General features: G+C 67.4%; 18 protein-coding genes. 11 read left to right on the top strand and 7 right to left on the bottom strand.

From position 1 onward, the window contains the following. Positions 1-338 precede the first annotated feature (338 nt). Positions 339-3,524 (top strand): hypothetical protein, encoded by a 3,186-nt coding sequence (locus CS062_RS21365; protein WP_199174315.1) that lies wholly within the window; start codon positions 339-341, stop codon positions 3,522-3,524. 441 nt (positions 3,525-3,965) lie between these two features. Here CS062_RS21365 and CS062_RS26320 read toward each other — a convergent pair whose 3' ends face one another. The 3 genes from CS062_RS26320 to CS062_RS21350 all read right to left on the bottom strand — a co-directional run bounded on the left by CS062_RS26320 (position 3,966) and on the right by CS062_RS21350 (position 6,564). Beyond that, positions 3,966-4,283: a protease inhibitor I42 family protein gene (locus CS062_RS26320; RefSeq protein WP_158238868.1), complete on the bottom strand. Its 318-nt coding sequence runs from the start codon at positions 4,281-4,283 to the stop codon at positions 3,966-3,968. Positions 4,284-4,410: 127 nt separating this feature from the next. Continuing rightward, the gene (locus CS062_RS21355) at positions 4,411-5,565 is read right to left on the bottom strand and encodes a C2 family cysteine protease (RefSeq protein WP_158238867.1); all 1,155 of its coding nucleotides are present in this window, start codon (positions 5,563-5,565) and stop codon (positions 4,411-4,413) included. A gap of 498 nt (positions 5,566-6,063) precedes the next feature. After that, positions 6,064-6,564: an endonuclease V gene (locus CS062_RS21350; protein ID WP_143742440.1), complete on the bottom strand. Its 501-nt coding sequence runs from the start codon at positions 6,562-6,564 to the stop codon at positions 6,064-6,066. A gap of 117 nt (positions 6,565-6,681) precedes the next feature. Here CS062_RS21350 and CS062_RS21345 point away from each other — a divergent pair, with 117 nt between their 5' ends. From CS062_RS21345 to CS062_RS21310, 8 genes are all read left to right on the top strand, one after another. Further along, positions 6,682-7,038: a hypothetical protein gene (locus CS062_RS21345; protein ID WP_143742439.1), complete on the top strand. Its 357-nt coding sequence runs from the start codon at positions 6,682-6,684 to the stop codon at positions 7,036-7,038. Positions 7,039-7,142: 104 nt separating this feature from the next. Further along, positions 7,143-8,447, top strand: a complete 1,305-nt coding sequence (locus tag CS062_RS21340; RefSeq protein WP_099863571.1) for a TolC family protein — start codon at positions 7,143-7,145, stop codon at positions 8,445-8,447. Next, complete coding sequence (locus CS062_RS21335; RefSeq protein WP_099863570.1) at positions 8,444-9,094, top strand: hypothetical protein; 651 nt, start codon at positions 8,444-8,446, stop codon at positions 9,092-9,094. Before CS062_RS21340 ends, CS062_RS21335 begins: the two co-directional genes overlap by 4 nt. Then, entirely contained in the window at positions 9,091-10,224 is a 1,134-nt protein-coding gene (locus tag CS062_RS21330; protein WP_099863569.1) for an efflux RND transporter periplasmic adaptor subunit, read from the top strand. The genes CS062_RS21335 and CS062_RS21330 overlap by 4 nt, the downstream gene beginning before the upstream one ends. Before the next feature lie 9 nt (positions 10,225-10,233). Beyond that, a complete protein-coding gene (locus CS062_RS21325; protein ID WP_099863568.1) occupies positions 10,234-13,374 on the top strand; it encodes an efflux RND transporter permease subunit in 3,141 nt (1,046 codons plus the stop codon). 74 nt (positions 13,375-13,448) lie between these two features. Next, the gene (locus tag CS062_RS21320; protein ID WP_099863567.1) at positions 13,449-13,829 is read left to right on the top strand and encodes a hypothetical protein; all 381 of its coding nucleotides are present in this window, start codon (positions 13,449-13,451) and stop codon (positions 13,827-13,829) included. Between the two features lie 77 nt (positions 13,830-13,906). Further along, complete coding sequence (locus tag CS062_RS21315) at positions 13,907-14,332, top strand: response regulator (RefSeq protein ID WP_099863566.1); 426 nt, start codon at positions 13,907-13,909, stop codon at positions 14,330-14,332. Between the two features lie 161 nt (positions 14,333-14,493). Further along, positions 14,494-15,234 (top strand): transporter substrate-binding domain-containing protein, encoded by a 741-nt coding sequence (locus CS062_RS21310; RefSeq protein WP_099863565.1) that lies wholly within the window; start codon positions 14,494-14,496, stop codon positions 15,232-15,234. 83 nt (positions 15,235-15,317) lie between these two features. Here the strand turns inward: CS062_RS21310 and CS062_RS21305 are convergent, their stop codons facing one another. Both CS062_RS21305 and CS062_RS21295 read right to left on the bottom strand, forming a co-directional pair. Further along, entirely contained in the window at positions 15,318-15,566 is a 249-nt protein-coding gene (locus CS062_RS21305) for a DUF3606 domain-containing protein (RefSeq protein ID WP_233218197.1), read from the bottom strand. Positions 15,567-15,920: 354 nt separating this feature from the next. Beyond that, positions 15,921-16,799, bottom strand: coding sequence for a LysR family transcriptional regulator (locus tag CS062_RS21295; RefSeq protein ID WP_099863563.1), 879 nt, complete (start codon positions 16,797-16,799; stop codon positions 15,921-15,923). Positions 16,800-16,913: 114 nt separating this feature from the next. Between CS062_RS21295 and CS062_RS21290 the strand changes: the two genes are divergently transcribed. Continuing rightward, on the top strand, positions 16,914-17,786 hold the full coding sequence (locus tag CS062_RS21290; RefSeq protein WP_099863562.1) for an NmrA/HSCARG family protein: 873 nt from the start codon (positions 16,914-16,916) through the stop codon (positions 17,784-17,786). Between the two features lie 205 nt (positions 17,787-17,991). Further along, on the top strand, positions 17,992-18,573 hold the full coding sequence (locus CS062_RS25960) for a hypothetical protein (RefSeq protein WP_143742438.1): 582 nt from the start codon (positions 17,992-17,994) through the stop codon (positions 18,571-18,573). Between the two features lie 98 nt (positions 18,574-18,671). On the opposite strand, the gene CS062_RS21285 is transcribed toward CS062_RS25960, so the two are convergent. Further along, positions 18,672-20,249 (bottom strand): ShlB/FhaC/HecB family hemolysin secretion/activation protein, encoded by a 1,578-nt coding sequence (locus CS062_RS21285; RefSeq protein WP_158238865.1) that lies wholly within the window; start codon positions 20,247-20,249, stop codon positions 18,672-18,674. Positions 20,250-20,362: 113 nt separating this feature from the next. After that, positions 20,363-20,848, bottom strand: coding sequence for a hypothetical protein (locus CS062_RS26315; protein ID WP_099863560.1), 486 nt, complete (start codon positions 20,846-20,848; stop codon positions 20,363-20,365). Positions 20,849-21,027: the final 179 nt, after the last annotated feature.

Genomic DNA, 21,027 nt, shown 5'->3' with positions numbered 1-21,027 from the left:
GAGCAGAACCTTGCAGCGAACCTGCTGGACCTGCACCGGCGCATCCACACGGGGCGCTACCGGCGCAGCCCGATGCGGTGCGTCTAGATCTCCCGAGGAACAAATCAGGAACGAACGCCGCGTTTCGATCAAGAGGGCAGCTGCCGCAGGCCATGCGCCCGGCTTACGTGTGCTTCCAGAACTATGTCGGCTGCCACCAGACCGACCCGAGCGCAGGGGAACTAGGCGTTGCATTGCCCCCAGAGCCCCTCCGTTACGATGCCTCCGCAGAAGGCGACCTTGCGTGCGGCAGTCCCGCGGGTGCAGACCAAGAGAGACTGGGAAAGGATACGTTCAGCATGATCAAGAAGCCGCTCGGAGATGGCCCGAAGCCGTCGGAATTCATGCGCGCCTTGCGGCCGGAGCTGTACTCGGATTCCGTTCCGAAGACCGAGCACCGCCTGAAGGCCGAGATCCTGTCCCACCATCTCGACACGATCACCGAGCGCAACCAGACGCACGACTTCGAGATTTTCTGCCGCAAGCTTTGCGAGCGCGCGATCTGTCCGAATCTGCGGCCCGCCACCGGGCCTGAAGGCGGCGGGGACAGCAAGGCCGATACTGAAACCGTCCCGGTCGCTGACGAGGTCAGCAAGCTTCAGATCGTCGTCGTCGGCCAGGCCAATGGCGGCCGGGAGCGCTGGGCCTTCGCCTTCAGCGCGAAGCAGAAATGGGCCGAGAAGGCTCGCTCAGACGTGGCCGGAATCGTCGCCACCGGACGCGACTACCAGCGGATCATTTTCGTCACCTCCCGGGCTGCGCGCGCCAAGGAGCGTTCGCGCGTCGAGGACGCGCTTTCGCGCGAGTACGGCGTCCCGGTCACCATCCATGACCGTGCATGGATCATCGACGAAGTCATCGAGAAGAACCGCCGCGATCTGGCCTTCAACTATCTCGGCATCGGCGAGGAGGCGACCGAGAACGCGCTGGGCCCGAAGGACTACTCCCGAAAGCAACAGCTTGCCGACATCGAACGCGAGTTGGAGGATCCCACGGCGTTTGAAGGCATGTCCATGCACCGTGCGACGGAAGCCCTGGTTGCCGCCAAGCTCTCGCGCAGCCTCGGAATGCCCCGTACGGATGTTGACGGCCGCTTTCTCCGGGCCGTTCGCCTCGCTGACGATGGCGGCACAGGCCGCCAGAAGCTGGAGGCTCGATACGAGTCGCTGTGGACGGCGTTCTGGTGGTTCGATGACGTTGCAGCCGTCGTTGCCGGATACGAACAGTTTGAAGCCACGGTTATCGACGACGACATCGCCAAGAACCTGCAGTTCCTGTGCAACCTCGCGCAGCTGCTCTTCAACGCCGTTTTCCGCAACGGTTGGGATCGGGACAAGGTTCAGCTGGATGCGCGCTTTGCTCGGCTCAAGGCGCGACTCGAGACGCTGGCAAATGAGGCTGAACGGCCGAACAACGCGCTTCAGGCGCGCGCGTCGTTGCTGGTCATAAGAGCCAATGAAGCGGTGATCAATGACGCCGCCGCCGATCTCTCCTCCTTGTGGCCGGAGTTCTCAGACGTCCTCGTGGAGGCGGATGGTCTCGGTGAATTCGAAGCCACGCTTCTGATCAGGATGATCGAGGCATTCGGACCCGCTGCGGGCAGCGATCGCGGCTACCGCGATCTTGTCGATCAGGCCTCCGACTTCGTCGCCAAGCGAACCAGCGAGGGTGAGGGCGCTTTGATTCTCGTCCGGCGCGCAAGGCAACTCGGCGAGTCCGAAGAAGTCATGGAGATGATCCGCCTGCTCGGCAAGGCCGCCCGTCGGCTGAACAAGAAGGAATACGCCGAGCAATTTATCGAAGCCATGACGCTCCTCGCGATTGCCTACCGCAGCGCGGGCCTGCTTTGGGCCGCGCGCGCCGCCTTTACGACCGCGGCGGCGAGCCTCTTCATCGAAGGCGAAGAATCCGGAGACATGCCTGCGACGATCTTCCCGACCCTGATGGCTGGAGCATCGATCGCGGTCGAACTGAAGCATTTTCCTGAAACGTTGGAGGCGATGCAGCTTGCGCGCGGCTGCCTCTCGTCTCTGCCCTACAGCGATGAATCGCTTGAGGTCGCGCATGAGCGCCTGCGCGACTATGACGGCATTCTCGCCTGCCAGATCATCAATCTCGGCGAGGCCGATCTCGAACGGCTGTGTACGATGCCGGACGTCCTGGAGAAGATGCAGCTCCTCGTCAGCCGGACCACCTTGCTCTACGCGCTCGGCCATGAGGCCCTTATGCGTTCCGATGGCTCGATCCCGGCTGAGGATTCTCCGTCGGATGTCGCCGCCATGTTTCAGCGACTTGCGGACCAACCGGCCGCGGATGCGACGTGGCGTCCCGCCGTGTTCAACGCAGCGGGCAAGCAAAGCTTCTCAACCTCCGTGCTGGGGCTTCGCGTCGATGTCGTTCACGAAGCCACCGACGCATCGATCACGGTGGCCGAGGCCGTCGCTGGCGCAATCGAGGCGTTCTTCGCGACGGCCTATGAGCTTCAGGCTGCGGCGCACATCGAACGGTTCGCCGTCCGGATCTTTGAGGCCGATGTCGCCAAGTATGAGGTTTCGATCGACGGCGATCGGACGGGACTGACTGTGCAATGGCCGCGCGGCGTGATCCCGAGCCCGGCATCGTCGTATGGCGACTACCAGAACATGCTGATGGACGTGGCGGGGGAGGTGTTCTCCTCGACGTGCCATGTCAAGAGCACGAAGGACGCGCTGCCGCGCCTCTTTGAGAAGGATGCGGCGGGCGAACGCGTCGCAATGGTCGGATCTGTTTGCCTGAGTCGCGCCCGCATCTTCAGCGGCGTGGCGCGTCTGTCAGACTGGGAAAAGCACTCGCCCAAACGCTACGACGTTCTGCCGACAAGACCGCGCATTGTCCGTTCGTCGTCCGCGATGCGGCGCGAGGAGCCGCAGGGCGGCAACGAAGAAAGGACGGCGGATCTTCCGGAGATCCGTGACCACCGCGACATGCGCGTTCGATCCGTGATCGACGTGCATCTGTGGGACCGCGCGAAATGGAGAGGGGCCGGCTACGGCGACGTCGGCCCTCATGCGCCGCCGTGGTTCGGCCTGATGTTCACCGACGGCGAGGCCGGGACGCGGATTTTTGAACGCTGGCGCGAGCGGTTCGGCGACGTTGACAAGGATGAAGAGATCTACATCGGCATGGTGCGCAAGTTCTCGGCGGAGCACCCGGCGCACTACGGAATCATCGTTACGTCGAACCTCAAGGACGATGAACGCATTGCGATGGTCGCAGCGCGCATGCACACCATGCTTCCGACCAACGATGTCAATCTCAGCCGGTTTCTCGCGGCGTATCGGCGGGTTGGCTCCTACCTGCTGATGCCTGCGACCTTTGACGGTTCCGGCCCGCCCGTGTTTCGTCATGACCTGGCGATCAAGAAGCGCGCTCTGATCGTGAAGGACGCAGCGGAAATCTCCGCCACCGACATTGAATCGATGTACCTAAGGCGGTCCAACTCCTGAGTCGGCTTCGCCTGGGTTCGTTCGGCCATGCGTTTGCGGACGGTGTTCTTTCGCTGCCGGCCGTTCCGGTTCCTCCCATCTGACCGAGCTCATTCCGTGATCCTGCTCGGGGCGCGGCCCTGACCTCCTAAATTCGTATGGCCTGCACTTGCGACCCTGCGAGTCAGCTCCTCAATCGCCCCGGGTGCCGCCTGCCGATATGCGCCTTCCGCTGCGGGGGCCACAGACGGGTGCGTGCTCGAGCCCGACCGACAGCTTTGGGGCGGCGAGATCAGAACAGCGGATGTCCCTTCAGGGTCGAACGCGCCCAATCACCAAGGAATGCAGCAGTCACTCAGCCTGCCTCTCCGGTCCATCCTGTTGAGGACGTGTGAGCTGTGCATCGAACGAATAGGTCAGCCTCGACCGGAGTCGATCCCACCGCTCGACCCATGGCCAACGCTACGGCGAGATCACCAACGTGACTTCGTATCGCTCGGTCACCGACCGGTCGCCTTCCCATTCCCGCCAATGCTTGAGCCTCAGCGTCGTCGTGCCGGGCGCGGTCGCCTTGATGGCCCATTGCGATTCGCCTCCGCTGCCGACCGTCATCGATGAAGCGACATGGCTTCTCTCGCCAAGCTCGACAAGGCGGAGGTCACCATCCACGGCCCAGCCGTAGCCAGTGCTCGGGTTCTCAGGCAAACGCAGCATGACGGTGTGACCGACTCGCAGGTCGATGGTCCTGCCGTTGTCGGTCAAGCTCAGCACTGCAACCATCTCGGCACCTTTCCAAGGTCCACGCCCGGTCCGCAGCTGGGGCCAAGACAGCGGCCTCCGCCCCTGGACGACGCCAGGTGCGGAGGCCGTCAGGGGCCCTGCCTTCGGAGCGATGCGCCCCGACTGCTCAGCTTGCCCAGCCGAACTGCCAGTAGTACTTCTTGAAGGTGCTCGCGGGAATCGCGAACACGCCGCCGGCATTCAATGGCACCGAGCGCCAGAAGCTGATGTCATACGCCGACCAGTTGCCCGGCAGACTGTTGATGACCGGGCTGTTGTGTCCCCACGGATTGCGAAGCACGATGTACTTCGTGTTGTTGACGTAAGCCCAGCCGAGGATGGTGTACGCGTGATAACCGACGATGCCGGTGCCGCTGTACTCCACGGGCGATGGCGTCTGGCAGAAGGTCCATGCAGTCATCGGATTGAACGTGCGATACGACAGGCAGTTGGACCGCACCGCCGTCCAGATGTCGTCCTCACTGAGCGACGAGCAGGTCTTGGTCACGCCCGTCAGGTTGGTCAACTCCGTCGTCGCCTGGACCGGCCAGCCGCCGGCAATCGGACCGTAGTTCGGCTCATCGGTCGCATCGTTGGTCTTCCACTTCGCGAAGGCCTTCTCGTAGACGGCCGGCCAGATCTCACCCGCTTCGGAGGAGCGGGCGTAGATCCATGCATGCGTGCTCGTCACGAGCGGCACACGCTCCGACACCTCCATCGTCTTCAGGCCGCCGGAATGGAAGTCGATGCGATCGACGAAGCTCGTCGCCGCGGCGCTGGTGGCGCGTGAGCGCTGCATGATCACGTAGGGCCGCGACCAGGCCACCGCGGACAGCGCGGCGATGAAATAGCAGTCGCCCAGCGCGCCCTGAACAGGATCGAAGTACTCGGCGGCCTCCTCGAAGAAGTCGCCGGGATCGGCCCAGGTGGCCCCCGGGGGCGTGTATCCGGGCGCCGTGATGTCCTTGGCCGCGGCGGCCGACGGCACACTGCCCTTGTCCCCGCCCGCCAGAGCCCCGACGACGCGTTGCAGGGCGTCCGGGGACAGCTTCGACAGCATGGCCTCCGTCGGGCTGCCCTTGGCAATTGACCCCAGGGCCTTCACCCGCTGGTCGGGCTTCATCTCCTGGATGCCGGCGAGCGACCTTTGAGCATCGGCCAGGCCGCTCACGAGAAGATTGCCGGGCACCGGAGCGCACAGGTCCTCGACCGACGCGCCGAGCGTCTTCTTGACAAAGGCATCTCGGTCCGTGACCGCGCTCCAGCGCACGTTCCTGCCCACCGCGAGTTCAGCGACCGCATACGGATTCGCCAGGCCAACTTTTGGCTCATTCATTGAAGTTCTCCCCTTTTCATTGATGCACGAGAAGAAACGCCGAGAAGGGCAGCCTTCGCTGCGATATCGGCGGTGTGCCGATCACGCGTTTCGATGGGTCCTCCCTCATGGCGCGTTGATTCGCGCCGTGCGGGTCGTTGCTCTTTCGACGTTCCGAGCGGTGCGGCATGACGGCCTTCGCGATCGGAGGATCCGGCCGCGACTCACCACTCGGCTGCGAATCTAGGCGTCGCCGACCACCCCCTCAAGTCGACATCTAGGGGGCTGTCCTTCGCGTTGGGGGGATCGTGCTTGCGCCATGGCGGGTCGAGCGCCACAGGCAGAGCCCCGTCATCCTCAACCTTGCTGATGCGTGATCAGCGAGAAGGCGTGAAAGGGATCAGACTTGAACGGGCGGGTCGACGCCACGTCGAGCACTGCCGGAGCAGCATGAGCGACACGCAGTCACTCTTTGCTCTTCGCAAGACGAGCCGCCAGCTTCATGAGCGTCGGTACCCGTTTCCTGCCGTGCATGGAACGCAGCCGCACCTTCGCCGCGCCAATGTCGATCCCTGCGCAAGTCACCACCAAGGGCGGCGCTTCGTCTTCTCGCAGCACTTCGAACTGCGCCGACAAGCCCGGCAGGCGCTTCTTCGATACCCCGACGATGGGGACCGTTCCGCCGAGCGCCTGATACAGACGCTGGCCCACGCCCGGCGTCTCGTCGGCATCCAGATGGACGAAGCCGTCGATCAGGATGAGCTCGGGCGCCAGGCTGTGCTCGCGCAGCAGCTGCATCACGCAGGCGACTTCTCGCAGGTCGAGCTCGCCACGGGCCGCCTTGTCGACATGGTCGATGGGCGAGACATAAGTCTTCATCGGCTCCGCCGCATCCCAGGCGTCGAAGGCTGCCGCGGCAGCAGTCGCCTGGGCGCCTTCGAAATGAACGGCCACAACGAGTTTCATGCCGAAATTATGAAGGGCGCACTCGTCGCCCGGTGCCCCTGTTTCGGCGCTGCATTGCCAATGCAGGCGACCGGGCCTTGGGATAGCGACCGGGGTGCTCCGATACACTCGCGCCCCATGCGCCGACGGCTCACGTCCCTCCTCCTCGTGTTCTGCATGTGCTGGCAGTCGCTGGCATTCGCAGGCGCCGGCGTGCTCGTGACCGAGGGCAATGAGCTGCTGCACGAATTCCTGCACTTCGAAGGCGTTGCTCATCATCACGACGACCCTGCGGGCGACTTCCACCAGGACGACTCGCCCGCCTCGATGCAGCATGCGATCGACGATGCCTGCGTGTTTGCGCCCGCGCTGCCGACCGGCGTGGTCCTCTCCTTGCTGGCCGTCCGCGCCACGCCGCCTGTCGAAGCGGGTGTGACCGCCCCACCGCCGCCCTTCCTGAGCGGCCCCGAGCGACCTCCGAAAACGCTGTCCTGACACCACCGTCGCGCGTGGGGATGAGTCCCGCGCGTTCGCGTTGATCGGCGGCATCCGGCCTCGGCTTCCAGCCCGGCCGGTCGCCCCTTCCCGTCAGGAAGCCCGTGAAATATCCCCCATGGTTCGCCCCATGGCGCCTGAGCTGCTGGATCGCAAGCTCTGCGCTGAGCTGTGCCGCGTACGCACAGGCCCCGTCTTCCCCACCAACCGGACCCGGCTCCGCCGAGCCGGCACCGCCACGCGGCGTCCCTAGCCCCTCCCGTCCAACGCTGGCCCTGGCGCTGGAAGGAGCCTGGGCCCGGTCCCTGGCCTCGGCGGAGGCCACCGGACGACAACGTCAGGCGGAGGCCGAGCGGCGCGTCGCACGCACCTGGCTGGCGGGCGCTCCAACGCTGGAAGTCCTTCAGCGAGAGGGGCGCGGCGCCGGCGCCGAGGGGACCCGCGAGACCGAGATCGGCATCACCCTGCCGCTGTGGCGCTTCGGACAGCGCGATCGGAACACCCAGACCGCGCAAGCTGAATCGGACTGGGCGCTGGCCGCCGAGCAAGCCGCTCGGCTGCGGCTGGCCGGCGAGGTCCGCGAACTCGCATCGAGGCTGCAACTCGCCGAGGTGGATGTCCAGTCGGCCCGCCTTCAACGCGGGTCACTCGAGGCGTTGAGCGCGGATGTCCACCGTCGCGTCACGGCTGGCGATCTGGCGCCAGCCGATGCGATGGCCGCAAGGGCGGATCTCTTCGCGGCACTGGCCGCCGAACGCGAGGCCGAGCAGAACCTGATCGCCCAGCGCAGTGCCTGGCTCCTGTTGACCGGGACGACCAGCGAGCCCGCCCTGGCGTCCGCCTCGGACGCGCCGGACCCGGCGGCCGACGTCTCCCTGGACCAGCATGCGGAGGCGCTACTCGCCGAGGCCGCGGTTCAGCGGGCGCGTCAACGCGTGGCGCAGGTGCAGGCGCAACGCGCCGCGGCGCCTGAACTGGGGATCGGCCTGCGGCAGGAGCGCCCCGGCCTCGGCCAGCCGCATCAGAACAGCGTCGCCGTCGCGCTCCGGCTGCCCTTCGGCAGCGAGCCCCACAACCAGCCCCGACTGGCCGCCGCGCTCGCCGAGGAGGACGTCGCACTCATCGCACGGCAACAGCTGCGACTGCGGCTGGCGGCGGAGCTGGATCTCGCGAAGGCGCAGCTTGCAGCCGCCAGCGCTCGGGCTGACACCGAGCGCGAACGCGCCACGCTGCTGCGCGATCGGGCCTCTCTGCTCAAGCAGTCCTTCAACGCCGGCGAGACCTCCTTGCCTGACCTGCTGCGCGCGCTGGCGGCCGCCGCGCAGGCCGAAGCCGCCGCTGCCCGTCAACAGGTGGCCGTCGTCCAAGCCCGCGGCCGTCTTCATCAAGCCCTCGGACAACTCCCATGAACCTGAACAGCTTCTCCGTGAAGGCACGGTCGCCGGTCGCAGCGATCCTGCTGCTGGCCGCGTCGACGGTGCCTGCCGTCGCGTCGCCAGGCGCCCACGGTCCCAATGGCGAGCATCTGGACGCCAACCAGACCGGCCAGCTCCAGGCCGGCGCGGCACCGCGTCTGGAGGCCGCCTCCGAGCTCTTCGAACTGGTCGCGCGTCTGGAGGGCGGCGAGCTGTCCCTCCTCATCGATCGCTTCGCCACCAACGAGCCAGTGCTGAAGGCGGACGTCGAAGTGGAATCCGGCTCACGCAAAGCCAAGGCGAAGTTCCACGCCGACCTCGGCGATTACGCGGTCGATGACCCCGCCATGCTGCAGTTGCTGTCCACCCCGGGCGAGCATCCGGTGCTGATCACGGTGCTGGCCGGCGAGGACTCGGACCTGCTCGATGGCGTGCTGCGCGTGTCGACCTCGCAGCTCGAAGGCGGCGCAGGTGGGCCAGGCACTGCCGGCGGCGATGAGCGCGGACACCGCCATGCGGCCAGCTGGTGGCGCAGGGCCCTGGTCGGCGTGGTCGTGATCGCGGCGGCCCTCGCCTGGCGCTGGCGACGTCGGAGCAACGAGGGGGCTGTCGCTCGCAAGCTCGACGGGGGACGCGCATGAAGTCACCTCCCATCAGCCTGGCCATCCATCTCTCGCTGGCGCTGGCGGCATCGCTCGTCCCGCTGGCGGTGCAGTCATCGCCGGGCGCGCACGGTCCGAACGGCGAGCATCTGGATCAGTCCAGCGCGCCGAATGCCGCTGGGCTCGCGCGCCTGCCCGACGGTAGCGTCAATGTCCCCAAGCTGGCGCAACGCCGCATGGGTTTGCGCACCCTCATCGCTCCGGAAGGCACCGCCGCGTCGACCGTCCAGCTTCCCGGCCGCGTGATCGCCGATCCGAACGCAAGCGGCCAGATCCAGTCCTCGCATGGCGGTCGGATCGAGGCGGGTCCGAAGGGGCTACCGGTGGCCGGTCAGATGGTTCGACAGGGGGAGGTGCTGGCCTGGGTTCGCCACCATGCGGACCCGTTCGCGTCCGCCGCGCAGCAGTCGCAGCGGGCGGAACTTCGAGCCGCGCGCGAGCTGGCCGAGCAGCGGGTGCGTCGTCTGGAATCCCTGGAAGGCACGGTGCCGCGCAAGGAGATCGAGGCGGCGCGCATCGAGGCGCAGTCTCTCGGCGAACGTGAACGTGCGATCGGTGCGAGCCTGGACGCGAGAGAGCCATTGCGGGCGCCGGTGTCCGGCGTCATCGCCCGCGCCGACGTGAAGCTCGGGCAGATCGTGGAGAGCCGCGAGGTCCTGATCGAAGTGGTGGATCCCGCGCGCATGCTGATCGAGGCCACGACGCCGGATGCGGCGCTGGGCGGCAGGATCGCCGGCGCGACGCTGGCCGGCGTCGACGGCGCGAAGCTGAAGCTCATCGGGGCCGCGCGCGCGCTGAGGGACGGCGTGTTGCCGTTGACCTTCCGGATGGAAGCGCCCGCCGGGGCGGTGCTCGCCATCGGTCAGCCGGTGCTGGTCTACGCATCGATGAAGACCCGGCTCAAGGGCATCGTGCTGCCGGCGGAGGCAATCGTGCGCAGCCCATCCAACGAGACGGTGGTGTGGATCAAGTCCGGTGCCGAGCGCTATGTGCCTCAGCCGGTGCAGGCCCAGCCCATCGACGCGCACACCGTCCTGGTCACGCGCGGCCTGGGCGCGGACAACCGGGTGGTGGTCAAGGGTGCATCGCTCGTGGCCCAGGTCCGGTAAGGAGCCGCCATGTTCACCTGGATCGTCAGATACAGCCTGCACAACCGGCTCTTCGTCCTGGCCTTCGCGGCGCTGCTGCTGGTCTACGGCGCGATCACCGCATGGCGGACGCCCATCGATGTCTTCCCGGATCTCAACAAGCCGCTGGTGACCGTGCTCACGGAAGCGGGCGGCATGGCGCCGGAGGAAGTCGAGCAGCTCGTCACCTTCCCGATCGAGACGGCGCTCAACGGCATGCCGGGTGTGACGCGCGTGCGCTCCACCTCCGGTGTGGGGCTGTCCATCGTGTACGCCGAGTTTGACTGGGGCACGGACATCTACCGCAACCGGCAGCTCGTGGCGGAGCGCTTGACCCAGCTGCGTGCGCAGCTCCCTGGCGACATCGCGCCGGTGATGGGGCCGGTCTCGTCCATCATGGGCGAGATCATGCTGATCGCGCTGCCGCTGGAGGTCGGTCGTGACGGGGCGCTGCCCATGCAGGCACGCGAGTACGCCGACTTCGTGCTGCGGCCGCGGTTGCTGGCCATTCCGGGCGTCTCGCAGGTCATCCCCATCGGCGGCGACGTCCGCCAGCTCCGGGTGGAGCCCGACCCGGCGCGCATGGCCGGGCTCGGCGTCAGCCTGACCCAGATCGAGCAGGCGCTGCGCGGCTTCTCCAGCAACGCCGGTGGTGGATTCATCGACCTCAACAGCCGCGAGTACCTGATCCGGCACGTCGGCCGCACGAATCGGGTCGAAGACCTGCAAGGCATGGCGGTCGCGTGGAAGGATGGGCGACCTGTGCTGCTCCACCAGCTGGCGGATGTCCGGTACGCCCCTGGCCTCAAGCGCGGCGACGCGGGATATGGCGGCAAGCCCGCCGTCATCGTGAGCGTGCAGAAGCAGCCAGCTGCCGACACCGTCCGGTTGACGGGCCAGATCGAGCAGGCGCTGCAGGAACTGCAGGCCGGCCTGCCCAAGGGACTGTCCGCGCCGAAGGTGCTCTTTCGACAGGCTGACTTCATCGAGGCCTCGATCGGCAATGTGACCGAGGCGCTGCGCGATGGAGCGGTCATGGTGGCGATCGTGCTGTTCGCGTTCCTGCTGTCGGTGCGCACGACGCTGATCTCGCTGGTGGCCATTCCGCTGTCGCTGGCGGTGACCGCGCTGGCGTTCAGGCTGCTGGACCAGTCGATCAACGTGATGACGCTCGGCGGCCTGGCCATCGCCGTCGGCGAGCTCGTCGACGACGCGGTGGTCGATGTCGAGAACATCCTGCGTCGGTTGAAGGAGAACCGTCAGCGCGCGAGCCCGCTGCCGTTGCTCGACGTGGTGCGCCAGGCCAGCGTCGAGGTCCGCTCGGGCATCGTCTATGCGACGGTGATCGTGGTGCTGGTCTTCGTGCCGTTGTTCGCGTTGCCCGGCATCGAAGGACGCCTGTTCTCGCCGCTGGGCATCGCATACATCGTCTCCATCCTGGCCTCGATGCTGGTCTCGATGACGGTCACCCCTGTGCTGTGCAGCTACCTGCTGCCGCGCATGAAGCGACTGGACCATGGTGACAGCCCGCTGGTCGCGCGGCTCAAGCACTGGGACACTCGACTGCTTGCCTGGTCCTTCCCCCGCGCCAAGGGGCTGATCGCCGCGGCGGTCCTGGCCGTGGTGGCGGCCGCGGCCACGGTGCCGTTCTTCCCGCGCGCCTTCCTGCCGGCATTCAACGAGGGCTCGCTGGTGCTGGGCATGGTCTTCAACCCCGGCACCTCGCTGGCCGAGGCCAACCGCATGGGCGCGCTGGCCGAGCAGCTCATCCGCCAGGTGCCGGGCGTCACCCAGGTCGGCCGCCGCACGGGTCGCGCCGAACTCGACGAGCACGCCGAAGGCGTGCATTCGGCGGAGATCGACGTCGACCTGCGCCGCGACGGCGTGCCGGTGGATCGCGAGGTCGTCATGGCGAGGATCCGCGCCCAGCTCGCTTCGCTGCCAGCCCAGGTCGCCATCGGACAGCCGATCTCGCATCGGCTGGACCACTTGCTGTCAGGCGTCCGGGCGCAGATCGCGGTGAAGATCTACGGAGACGACACCGACACGCTGCGTGGCCTGGCCGAACAGATGCGGCAGAAGCTCGCCGGGGTGGCGGGTCTGGCCGACCTGACGGTGGAGAAGCAGGTGCTGATCCCGCAAGTCACCGTGCGGCTGGACCCGCAGCGCCTGGCGCAGACCGGTCTCGCTCCCGGCGAGGCGGTGCGACTTCTGCAGGCCCTGACCCATGGCGCCCACGGCGCCCAGATCGTCGACGGTGCCCGCCGCTACGACCTCGTGCTGCGTCTGCCGGACGACAAGCGGGGGCCGATGGACTTGGCTCGCACGCTGGTGGACACGCCCGCGGGGCGGCTGCCGGTGTCGAGCTTCGCGACGGTGGAAGAGACCGATGGCCCGAACCAGATCGGTCGCGAGAACGGCCGCCGGCGGATCGTCGTCTATGCCAACACGGATGGCTCCGACATGAGCCGCATCGTGGCCGACATCCGGCAGGTCATCGCCAGGACCGATCTGCCGGCCGGCGGCTTCATCAGTCTGGAGGGGCAGTTCCAGGCGCAGGAGCAGGCCACGCGGCTCATCCTGGGCCTGTCGCTGCTCTCGCTGACCATGATGCTCCTGGTCCTGTACTCGCGCTATCGGTCGGCGGTCCTGACCGGGGTCATCATGGCGAACATTCCGCTGGCCCTGATCGGCAGCGTGCTGGCGATGTGGATCGCAGGCGTGAGCCTGTCGGTGGCGACCCTGGTGGGCTTCATCACCTTGGCCGGCATCGCCACGCGCAACGGCATCCTCAAGATCAGCCATTACATCAACCTGTGCCGGCTTGAAGGGGAGTCCTTTGGTCAGGCCATGATCGTGCGCGGCTCCCTGGAGCGGCTGACGCCGGTGCTCATGACGGCCCTCGTCGCGGCCTTCGCGCTGACGCCGCTGCTGCTGGCCGGCGACGCGCCCGGCAAGGAGATCCTCCACCCGGTGGCCGTCGTGATCTTCGGCGGCCTGGTCAGCTCGACCCTGCTCGACACCCTGCTCACCCCGCTGCTGTTCTGGCTGCTGGGCCGCAAGCCGCTGGAACGGCTCCTGACCGAATCGGCGGAGGACGACCCGAAGGGCCAGCCACGAGAAGCGTACTGACGCCCCACCTGGGCCGACGGCGGCGCCGCCCTCAAGTGCGCCGCCTATTGCAATGATTGCAAGGAGATCGAGACATGACTTTCACCCAACTGGTCCAGGCTTGCGCCCTCGTGGTGGGCGCGCTGACGTTCAACAGCGCCCTCGCCCATGGCGCCGGTGAGCCCAGGCATGGCGGCATCGTCCAGGTGGCCAACGACGTGAACTTCGAGTTGGTCGTGGACGCGGACGGCGCCACCCTGTACCTGGTCGACCACGACGAGCCGATGTCCTCCAAGGGCATCTCCGGCAAGCTCACCGTGCTGCAGGGCGCGAAGAAGGTCGAGGTCGACGTCAAGGAGGCCGGCGACAACGAGCTGCGCGCCATCGGCGTGAAGATCGGCAAAGGCGACAAGGTCGTCGCCGTGCTCAACAACGTCGAAGGCAAGACCGCGACGGTGCGCTTCAGCATCAAGTAGGCACCGACGCCATCGACCCCGGCATCGGGATTGCCACATGCCCCGCATTGCTGCGGCGGACTGCGCTGAAGGTGGGGATGGTGATGGAGGCTCGACGCTCTTCCAAGACTGATCTCGTGGGGAAGGTCCTCTACATCGAGGACAACCCGGTCAACATCCTGGTGATGCAGCAGTGGGCGAGCCGGTTCCCGGGCTTGCGCTTCGAGGTGGCGGAGACCGGGTCCGAAGGCGTCGAACGATTTCAGCGCTTCCGCCCGGACGTGGTGCTTCTTGACATGCAGCTGCCCGACTGCGATGGCATCGAGGTGCTTCGCCGGCTGCGAACCCTGCCGCCGGACAGCTGGGTGCCCGTCGCGATGGTCACCGCCTTTTCCGCGGAGACGGACCGACGTCGTGCGCTGGATGCCGGAGCCGCCGCCTACTGGCTCAAGCCGGTGGACTTCAATCACCTCGAGCGGGAGCTGAGCACCTTGCTGCCGCCGGGCGCGGAACGGAGACAGTGATGCGGCGCCGTACTCTCGCGTCCGATGCCGTCTCGGTTGCCACGACGGCTGGCCTCGGCTCCGTGGCCGTGGCGCCTGTGCCGTCTCGCGTGCAAGACCGCTCGGGAACTCGCCCGGGCCTCTGGCTGCTTGCGGCCTTGCTATCCATGCCGGCGGCGGCAATGGCCCAAGAGCCGGGCAACGGCTATGTCGTGCTGAACAGCTACTCCCAGCCGCCTTTCGTCCAAGCGGGCGATGCCGCCGAGAGCGGCCTGGCGCCGACCTTCGTTCGTCTCCTGCGGGAGGCGTCCAAGCTGCCGGTCCCGTTGACGCTGGAGACGGTGCCGCGCAAGCGGCTGGAGTTGAGACTCGAAGGCCCACGGTTCCAGGGCCTCGCCCTGTTTCTCGCTCCCGAGTTCCTTTCGGATGAAGCCAGGACCGGCAAATGGTCAGTGCCCTTGCTGGTGGACGAGAACGTGCTGGTCAGCCTGCGTCCGCTTCAGATCTCCTCGCCGGAGGACCTCTCGGGCATGCGACTCGGCGCGATTGCCGGCCACATCTATCGGGTGCTCGGCCCGCATATCGAGGCACACCGGATCAAGCGGGAAGATGCACCCGACCACGTCTCCAACCTGAAGAAGCTCTGTCTGGGGCGAGTGGACTTCGTGGTGATGAGCCGATCCGAACTCGCCGGCAGCAACGAGCTCGCGGGATGTTCCCAGCCCTTCAAATGGCGGTCGTTCCCGGACCCGCAGGTCATCGTGCGGCGCGTCGTGATTCGGGTGCCCGACGAGCGGGCGACGGAACGACTGCTCGCCGCCACGGAAACGGTCGCCTGCAGCGCGGCATGGCAGGCCGCGCTTCAGAGATACCAGCTCTCCACGGTGGGCTGCAATTCGCCCGGCAGCTCATCGCGGCGCTAGCGACGCGCAGTCGCAAGAGCGCCAACCCCGGCGCTCTCGCTCAGCCCGACCGCTGATGGCGGCCAGCGGCCTTCCATGCCCCGTCAGTTCGTCCCGGCGCTGGAGGTCTTGTCCGCATTCGTGGTCGCGCGAGTCCCCTTGAGGTACTCCTCGACATTGGCGGCCGAGGTGCCGACCGCCGCGACGGCCTCCCGGATCTGCTGGGGGGAAACGTCCAGCTTCCTTGCCCACGCCTCCACCTGCTGAGGGTCGCCGACATCGACGAGGGGCCCGAGGTCCCCGGATGGCGCCGCGAAACTTGCTTCTTCCGACATGGCCTGCTCCTGATCCATGGGCCCGGCGCGGGCCCGCCCGATCGCTGAGCGGCATGCTGCGTTCCCGATCCACTGCGCGATGCGCTTCGCACGGGTATCAGGCTTCACGGCGGAGCCCGCCGATCTCGTCACTTCTTCTTGTTGTTCTTCTCCTTGTCGTAATGCCACTTGATGGCGAAGAACATGCCCGTGCCGAACACGATCAGCTTGAACATCACCAGGACGATCGGGATCCATTCCATCATTCTGAATACTTCCGGTTCATTGACTGGCCGCAGCCATTCGCGAGGCGGTCGACCTCAGCGGGCCGGCTCGGCATGGTACGTCGGCCGAGGTCTCGGCCCCGTTGCCGCTCCGGCGATCCTGCGCCGTCTAGCCGGTCAGCACCAAGTTGCCATCGGGATAGCGCGATGACATGAAGTCGACGAACGCCTTCACCTTCGGGCTGGCCAGTCGTCGCGAGGTGTGGAGCACCCACAGGTCCACCTCCTTGCCGTCCGTCGCACCCCACTGCACCAGCGCCCCCTTCGCGATCTGATCCCAGACGATGGACCGGGGCACCTGCGCGACGCCGGCGCCGGCGATCGCGGCGTCTCGAAGCATCAGCATGGAGGACAGGCGCAGCACCGGGACCGGCTCCAGCGTCAGCCCTTTGCCGTCGATGGGCCAGGTCTCGCCGTCGCGGAACGCGTTGACGACGGCCGGTACTCGCACCGGCGTCCTGCTCCTTCGCGGCATCGGAATCGACGGTGCCGCGACCACGACGAGCTGGTCCCTGGCGAAGCTCCTGCCCACGAGCGTCGTGTCTGGTCGGGGGTTGGGCCGGATCGCCACGTCGAACTGCTCTTCGACCAGGTCCACCACCCGGTCGTCGCCCACGACCTCGACGGTGACGCCCGGATAGAGCCTGTGGAACTCCGCGCAATGCCGCCCCATGGCGAGTTGCGAGAAGAGGATGGGAGCGGCCACCCGCAGCCGTCCGGTGACCTGGCCATTGCCCTCCCGAGCCGCCGTGAGAGCGTCCACCACCTCGCCCATCGGGCCCGCGGTCCGGCTGAGCAACTGCCGGCCAGCATCCGTCAACTCCAGGCCCTTGGCGCTGCGCTCGATCAGGCGCACGCCGAGTTGCTCTTCCAGGTCGGCCACGCGCCGCGACAGCGTGGCCTTCGAGCGCCGACCGGCGCGACTCGCGCGGCCGAAGCCGCCGTGGGTGGCCACCAGGTTGAAGTCCACCAGCGCATTGAGGTCCATGTGTTCCAGATCCGGGACGGTATGTCTCGATTCTGGTGTCTTTGTTCATCGCCTGCAACGCCCTATCTTTCGTCCGTCCCTCCCGACAACCTCAGCCTTCCAACGGAGTTTCAAATGAGCATCCTCGTCATCGGTTCCACAGGAACCATCGGTTCCCTCGTCGTTCGCGGTCTGGCCGCACAAGGCGCCAAGGTTCGCGCCCTGGTCCGCCAGCCCGGCAAGGCCTCACTGCCCGAGGGCGTCCAGGCGGTCGTCGGCGATCTCACCGACGTGGCATCCCTGCGCCAGGCGATGAGCGGCGCGCGCACGCTGTTCCTGCTCAACGCCCTGGTGGCCGATGAGCTCACCCAGTCTCTGCAGGCGCTGAACGTGGCGCGTGAGGCCGGCATCCAGCGCATCGTCTATCTCTCGGTCATCAACGCAGACAAGTACGCGGAAGTGCCTCACTTCACCAGCAAGCACACGGTGGAGCGGATGATCGACCGACTGGGCCTGCCCGCGACGATCCTGCGTCCGGCGTATTTCATGCAGAACGACATCGCCATCCGGCCGGTCATCGAGGGCTACGGCGTCTTCCCGATGCCCATCGGCGCCACCGGCGTCGCGATGGTCGACGCTCGCGACATCGCCGACATCGCCGTCGCGGAACTGCTGCGTCGCGACCGCGCAGAAGAACCGCTCCCGTCCGTCACCCTCGACGTGGCCGGCAGCGAGCTGTTCACCGGCGAATCGGCAACTGCTGTCTGGAGCAAAGCGCTGGGTCGACCGATCCACTACGGCGGAGACGATGTCAACGCCTTCGAGGCCCAGCTGGTCCAGAACCAGGTCCCCGCCTGGATGGCCTACGACCTGCGCCTCATGATGGAACGCATCCAGCATGTCGGGCAGATTCCGGCCGCCGGCGCCGTGCGGCAGCTGGAGGAGATGCTTGGGCGGCCGATGCGCACGTATCAGGCCTTCGTGGCCGAGCAGGTGCCCCAGTCCTGATGGGGCGAGCCGCGCCGCGGTGCCGATGAGAATGCGCGGTCGGCACGGCTTGGCGCGGGATCGGTTCAGCCGGAGATCGGCCAGCGGTACAGGCTGGAAGCGGTCAGCAAGGAGACTCCTCCTTGGTGGATAACATCCGCAGGTGCTCGCCCATCTCCGTTTGTCTCAATCAGCTGCACCGCTCGCCGGGCGCGACCACCGGCCCATGTTGCTGCTGGTGGTCGCGGCACATGTGTTGGTGATTTCGTCACTTTGGCGGACATCGATGAGCACATCGTCGGCCCGCAGTGAAGCGGCGAGACCTTCGGTGCTTGTCTGGCTGTTGGGCGACCGGCCGCCTTTGCCGATGAAGGCGCCGTCCGCGCGGTCGCCAATGAAGGGGAGCATCGCTGCGAAACCTCAGCCGGCGACGACGGCCGACGGTTCAACCCCGTCGAGCGAGCAGACCGGCCTGGCCGGTGAATCGCCGGATGGCGCGCCCATGCCAAACGCTGAGGGCACCGGTGGGCCATCCGGTTCCCCGGCCCCGCTGCGTCTGAGGCCGTCGCGGGAGGCCATTCAGGGGGTGTTCGCCCACCCTGCAACCACCGACCCTCGCAGCAATTCGCCCCGCGCCACAGTGGACGAGCGACTCGCGATGGCCTTCGACCCCACACTGTGCATCCTCGAAGAACGGCTCCCGGACGGGACGTTGCGGCGAGCGTACGGCCGATTGATCGAGGCAGCGCCGTCCATTCAGCGTGAGCAAGGGCTTCCAGGAAAGAAGATCGCCATCTGCCGGCCATGAGCCGGCCTTGGCGAGGAAGCCGTCCAACGAGTGCTCGAAGCAGTCATCGACAAGCGACTGCTTCTGGCCTCGGCGCTGCAAACCAACCCCGCACCTCATCAATCAAACCGATAACCCGCACTGAGGAACCACCGCGGATTGCGATCCCTGTCCTCGGCTTCCGGCCGGCCGCCGCGGACCCGCCAGCCCAGCGTCGATTCCGCCACCCACCGGCCCGACGTCCAGCGTCCGCCGACGCCAGCGCCGGCCAGTCCGCGCCGGGCGCCCGATCCCGCGTCCCAAGGCTTGGCATTGAGCTTCACCTGCCCGCCATCGCCCCAGACAAACGCCGTCATCCCCGCGGCCACCGTCGCGCGCAGTTCCGTCTGAGCCATCCAGCCACGATCGCCGCTGCCCTCGCCCATCGGGTAGGCGCGCACGCCAAGGAAGCCTCCGAGGCCGAACTTCTCCGACGGATCGAGATTGCCGCCAGACCACTGGGCGGACAGACGCAGGTACGCGCTGAAGGTGTCCGACAGCCGCTGGATGCGCGCCAGATCGAGGTTGAAGCGCTGGAACGAGCCCCGCGTGCGCGCCGTCGCATCGTCGAGCGCGCGCGACGCGTCGTCCAGGTGCAGCCGGCCCAGCGTCGCCGAGACCTGTCCATACGTCACGCCGCCGCCGGCGACGCTGTCGCGAACATCGAACTGAAGGCCGGGCGACAGAAGATCGCTCTTGCGCTTGCGCGTGATGCCCAGCGCGTCGTACTGCTGCTCGAGGATCTTGTGAGCGAGGTTCAAGGACGCCAGCAGGTTGGTCTGCTGCGATCGGACCAGCGCGCGCGTGAGGCGGGCGCTCACCGAATCCGCGAGACCCTTGGCCCCGAGCGCGGCGAAGGCGCCATCGAGCTGATAGCTGCTGCGGCTCAGTGAGATAGATCCCCGGGTGCCGGTGGCATCGAGCGGGGTCTCGTACTCGGCGGATCCCAGCCAGAGCTTCTCATCGGTGGCCAGCGCGGTCAGCGAGATGCGATCGCCGAAACGGAACGGGCTGTTGATGTTGACCAGGCCCCGCAGCCGATAGGCACCGGTGCTTGCGTTGCCCGTGTTGTCGAGACCGATCTCGCCCGAGACCTTGTTGCGGCGCACGACGTCGACCTGCAGTTCGGTCTCGCCGAATTGGGCACCGGGCCTGAGCACGGGCCGCACGCCGAAGCCGGGCTGGTCATCCAGCAGGAGCATCGTGCGTTCCAGCGTGTCGCTGCGGACAGGCGCTCCGAGCGGGATGCCTGCGTCCAGGAAGGGCTGGGCACCGGGGACCTGCGGGTCATCGCCTCGTGCGGACACCTGGCCGATGGCCCCTTCCACGACCTGCACCAGCACTTCGCCCTCGGTGACCTTCTGCGCAGGCAGGTAGGCCCGCGCCAGTGCGTAGCCGCGGGCTCGATACGCCGCGGTGATGCGGTCGGCGAGCCCTTGCAGATCCTGAAGCGTCATCTTCCGGCCGATCACCGGGCCGGCGGCCGACAGCAATGCCTCGCTGGACACCGAGGCGTTGCCCTCGATGCGCAGGGCGCGCAGCTCGATGGTCGCGCCGCCGGCGTCGGGGCCACCCTTCGGGGCGACCGGCAACACGGGAAGCGCACTGCTCGCCGCGCGGCTCGGCGGCTGCGGGGGCGCATTGCCCTGGAGTTCCATGCCGGCCGTCTGAGCCCAGGTCGCCGCGGCGGCCAGCAGCGGGATGGCTGCCGCGATCTGGCGCGCGGCGAAACGCTTCGGTGGTGTCGACGTTCCGGTCAAGTGGCTCTCCCTCATTGCGCCGGCGCCGGATTGGCGCCCGCCTGTTGTCGATCCTTCTGCGGCTGCCGGTTCACGTTCAGTCCGCCGTCGACCACGAAGACATCCAGCGGTCCATTGGCACTGCGCACCGACACGGCCGCGCTGCCGGGCACCGCCTCCTTCGCGCGGGCAGTCCCCGGCGAGCTCGTCGACGCGGACGTGCGGCCCGTGGGGGTGGCGATGCCGTTCGCCATCGAATCGGGAATCTCGAACGCGCCGCCGGCCGCGGGCGAAGCATCGCGCGTCGCGCCGACGCCCGACGGCAGCATGGCGGCGGGCAAGGCCTGTACCTCCTGGCCCGCAGCCCTGGGCTGCGACGGCGAACTGAGCGCCACGTAGTTCAGGTTGCCAAGCGCCATGGTGCTGACCTCGCCGCCCAGGCCCAACCGCGCGTTGTCCGGGAAGTTGGGGACGGCCGCGGGCGCCTTGACGATGGCGTCGACGTTGGTGGCGAGCACTGGAGCCGGTGCCGGTGCCGGTGCCGGTGCCGGTGCCGGTGCCGGTGCCGGCGCAGGTGCCGGCGCAGGTGCAGGTGCAGGTGCAGGTGCAGGTGCAGGTGCAGGTGCAGGTGCAGGCGCAGGTGCGGGCGCAGGTGCGGGCGCAGCCGCAGGCGCAGGCGCAGGCGCAGGTGCAGGTG

This window comes from Roseateles chitinivorans (assembly GCF_002761755.1).
Classification (GTDB): domain Bacteria; phylum Pseudomonadota; class Gammaproteobacteria; order Burkholderiales; family Burkholderiaceae_C; genus Roseateles; species Roseateles chitinivorans.
This window is presented reverse-complemented; position numbering and strand designations above follow the sequence as displayed.

Excerpts from the sequence above, each read along its gene's own strand:
- CS062_RS21365 (WP_199174315.1), top strand. The coding sequence starts at position 339 with ATGATCAAGAAGCCGCTCGGAGATGGCCCGAAGCCGTCGGAATTCATG.
- CS062_RS26320 (WP_158238868.1), bottom strand. The coding sequence starts at position 4,283 with ATGGTTGCAGTGCTGAGCTTGACCGACAACGGCAGGACCATCGACCTG.
- CS062_RS21350 (WP_143742440.1), bottom strand. The coding sequence starts at position 6,564 with ATGAAACTCGTTGTGGCCGTTCATTTCGAAGGCGCCCAGGCGACTGCT.
- CS062_RS21345 (WP_143742439.1), top strand. The coding sequence starts at position 6,682 with ATGCGCCGACGGCTCACGTCCCTCCTCCTCGTGTTCTGCATGTGCTGG.
- CS062_RS21335 (WP_099863570.1), top strand. The coding sequence starts at position 8,444 with ATGAACCTGAACAGCTTCTCCGTGAAGGCACGGTCGCCGGTCGCAGCG.
- CS062_RS21330 (WP_099863569.1), top strand. The coding sequence starts at position 9,091 with ATGAAGTCACCTCCCATCAGCCTGGCCATCCATCTCTCGCTGGCGCTG.
- CS062_RS21325 (WP_099863568.1), top strand. The coding sequence starts at position 10,234 with ATGTTCACCTGGATCGTCAGATACAGCCTGCACAACCGGCTCTTCGTC.
- CS062_RS21320 (WP_099863567.1), top strand. The coding sequence starts at position 13,449 with ATGACTTTCACCCAACTGGTCCAGGCTTGCGCCCTCGTGGTGGGCGCG.
- CS062_RS21315 (WP_099863566.1), top strand. The coding sequence starts at position 13,907 with ATGGTGATGGAGGCTCGACGCTCTTCCAAGACTGATCTCGTGGGGAAG.
- CS062_RS21310 (WP_099863565.1), top strand. The coding sequence starts at position 14,494 with ATGGCCCAAGAGCCGGGCAACGGCTATGTCGTGCTGAACAGCTACTCC.
- CS062_RS21305 (WP_233218197.1), bottom strand. The coding sequence starts at position 15,566 with ATGGATCAGGAGCAGGCCATGTCGGAAGAAGCAAGTTTCGCGGCGCCA.
- CS062_RS21295 (WP_099863563.1), bottom strand. The coding sequence starts at position 16,799 with ATGGACCTCAATGCGCTGGTGGACTTCAACCTGGTGGCCACCCACGGC.
- CS062_RS21290 (WP_099863562.1), top strand. The coding sequence starts at position 16,914 with ATGAGCATCCTCGTCATCGGTTCCACAGGAACCATCGGTTCCCTCGTC.
- CS062_RS25960 (WP_143742438.1), top strand. The coding sequence starts at position 17,992 with ATGTTGCTGCTGGTGGTCGCGGCACATGTGTTGGTGATTTCGTCACTT.
- CS062_RS21285 (WP_158238865.1), bottom strand. The coding sequence starts at position 20,249 with ATGGAACTCCAGGGCAATGCGCCCCCGCAGCCGCCGAGCCGCGCGGCG.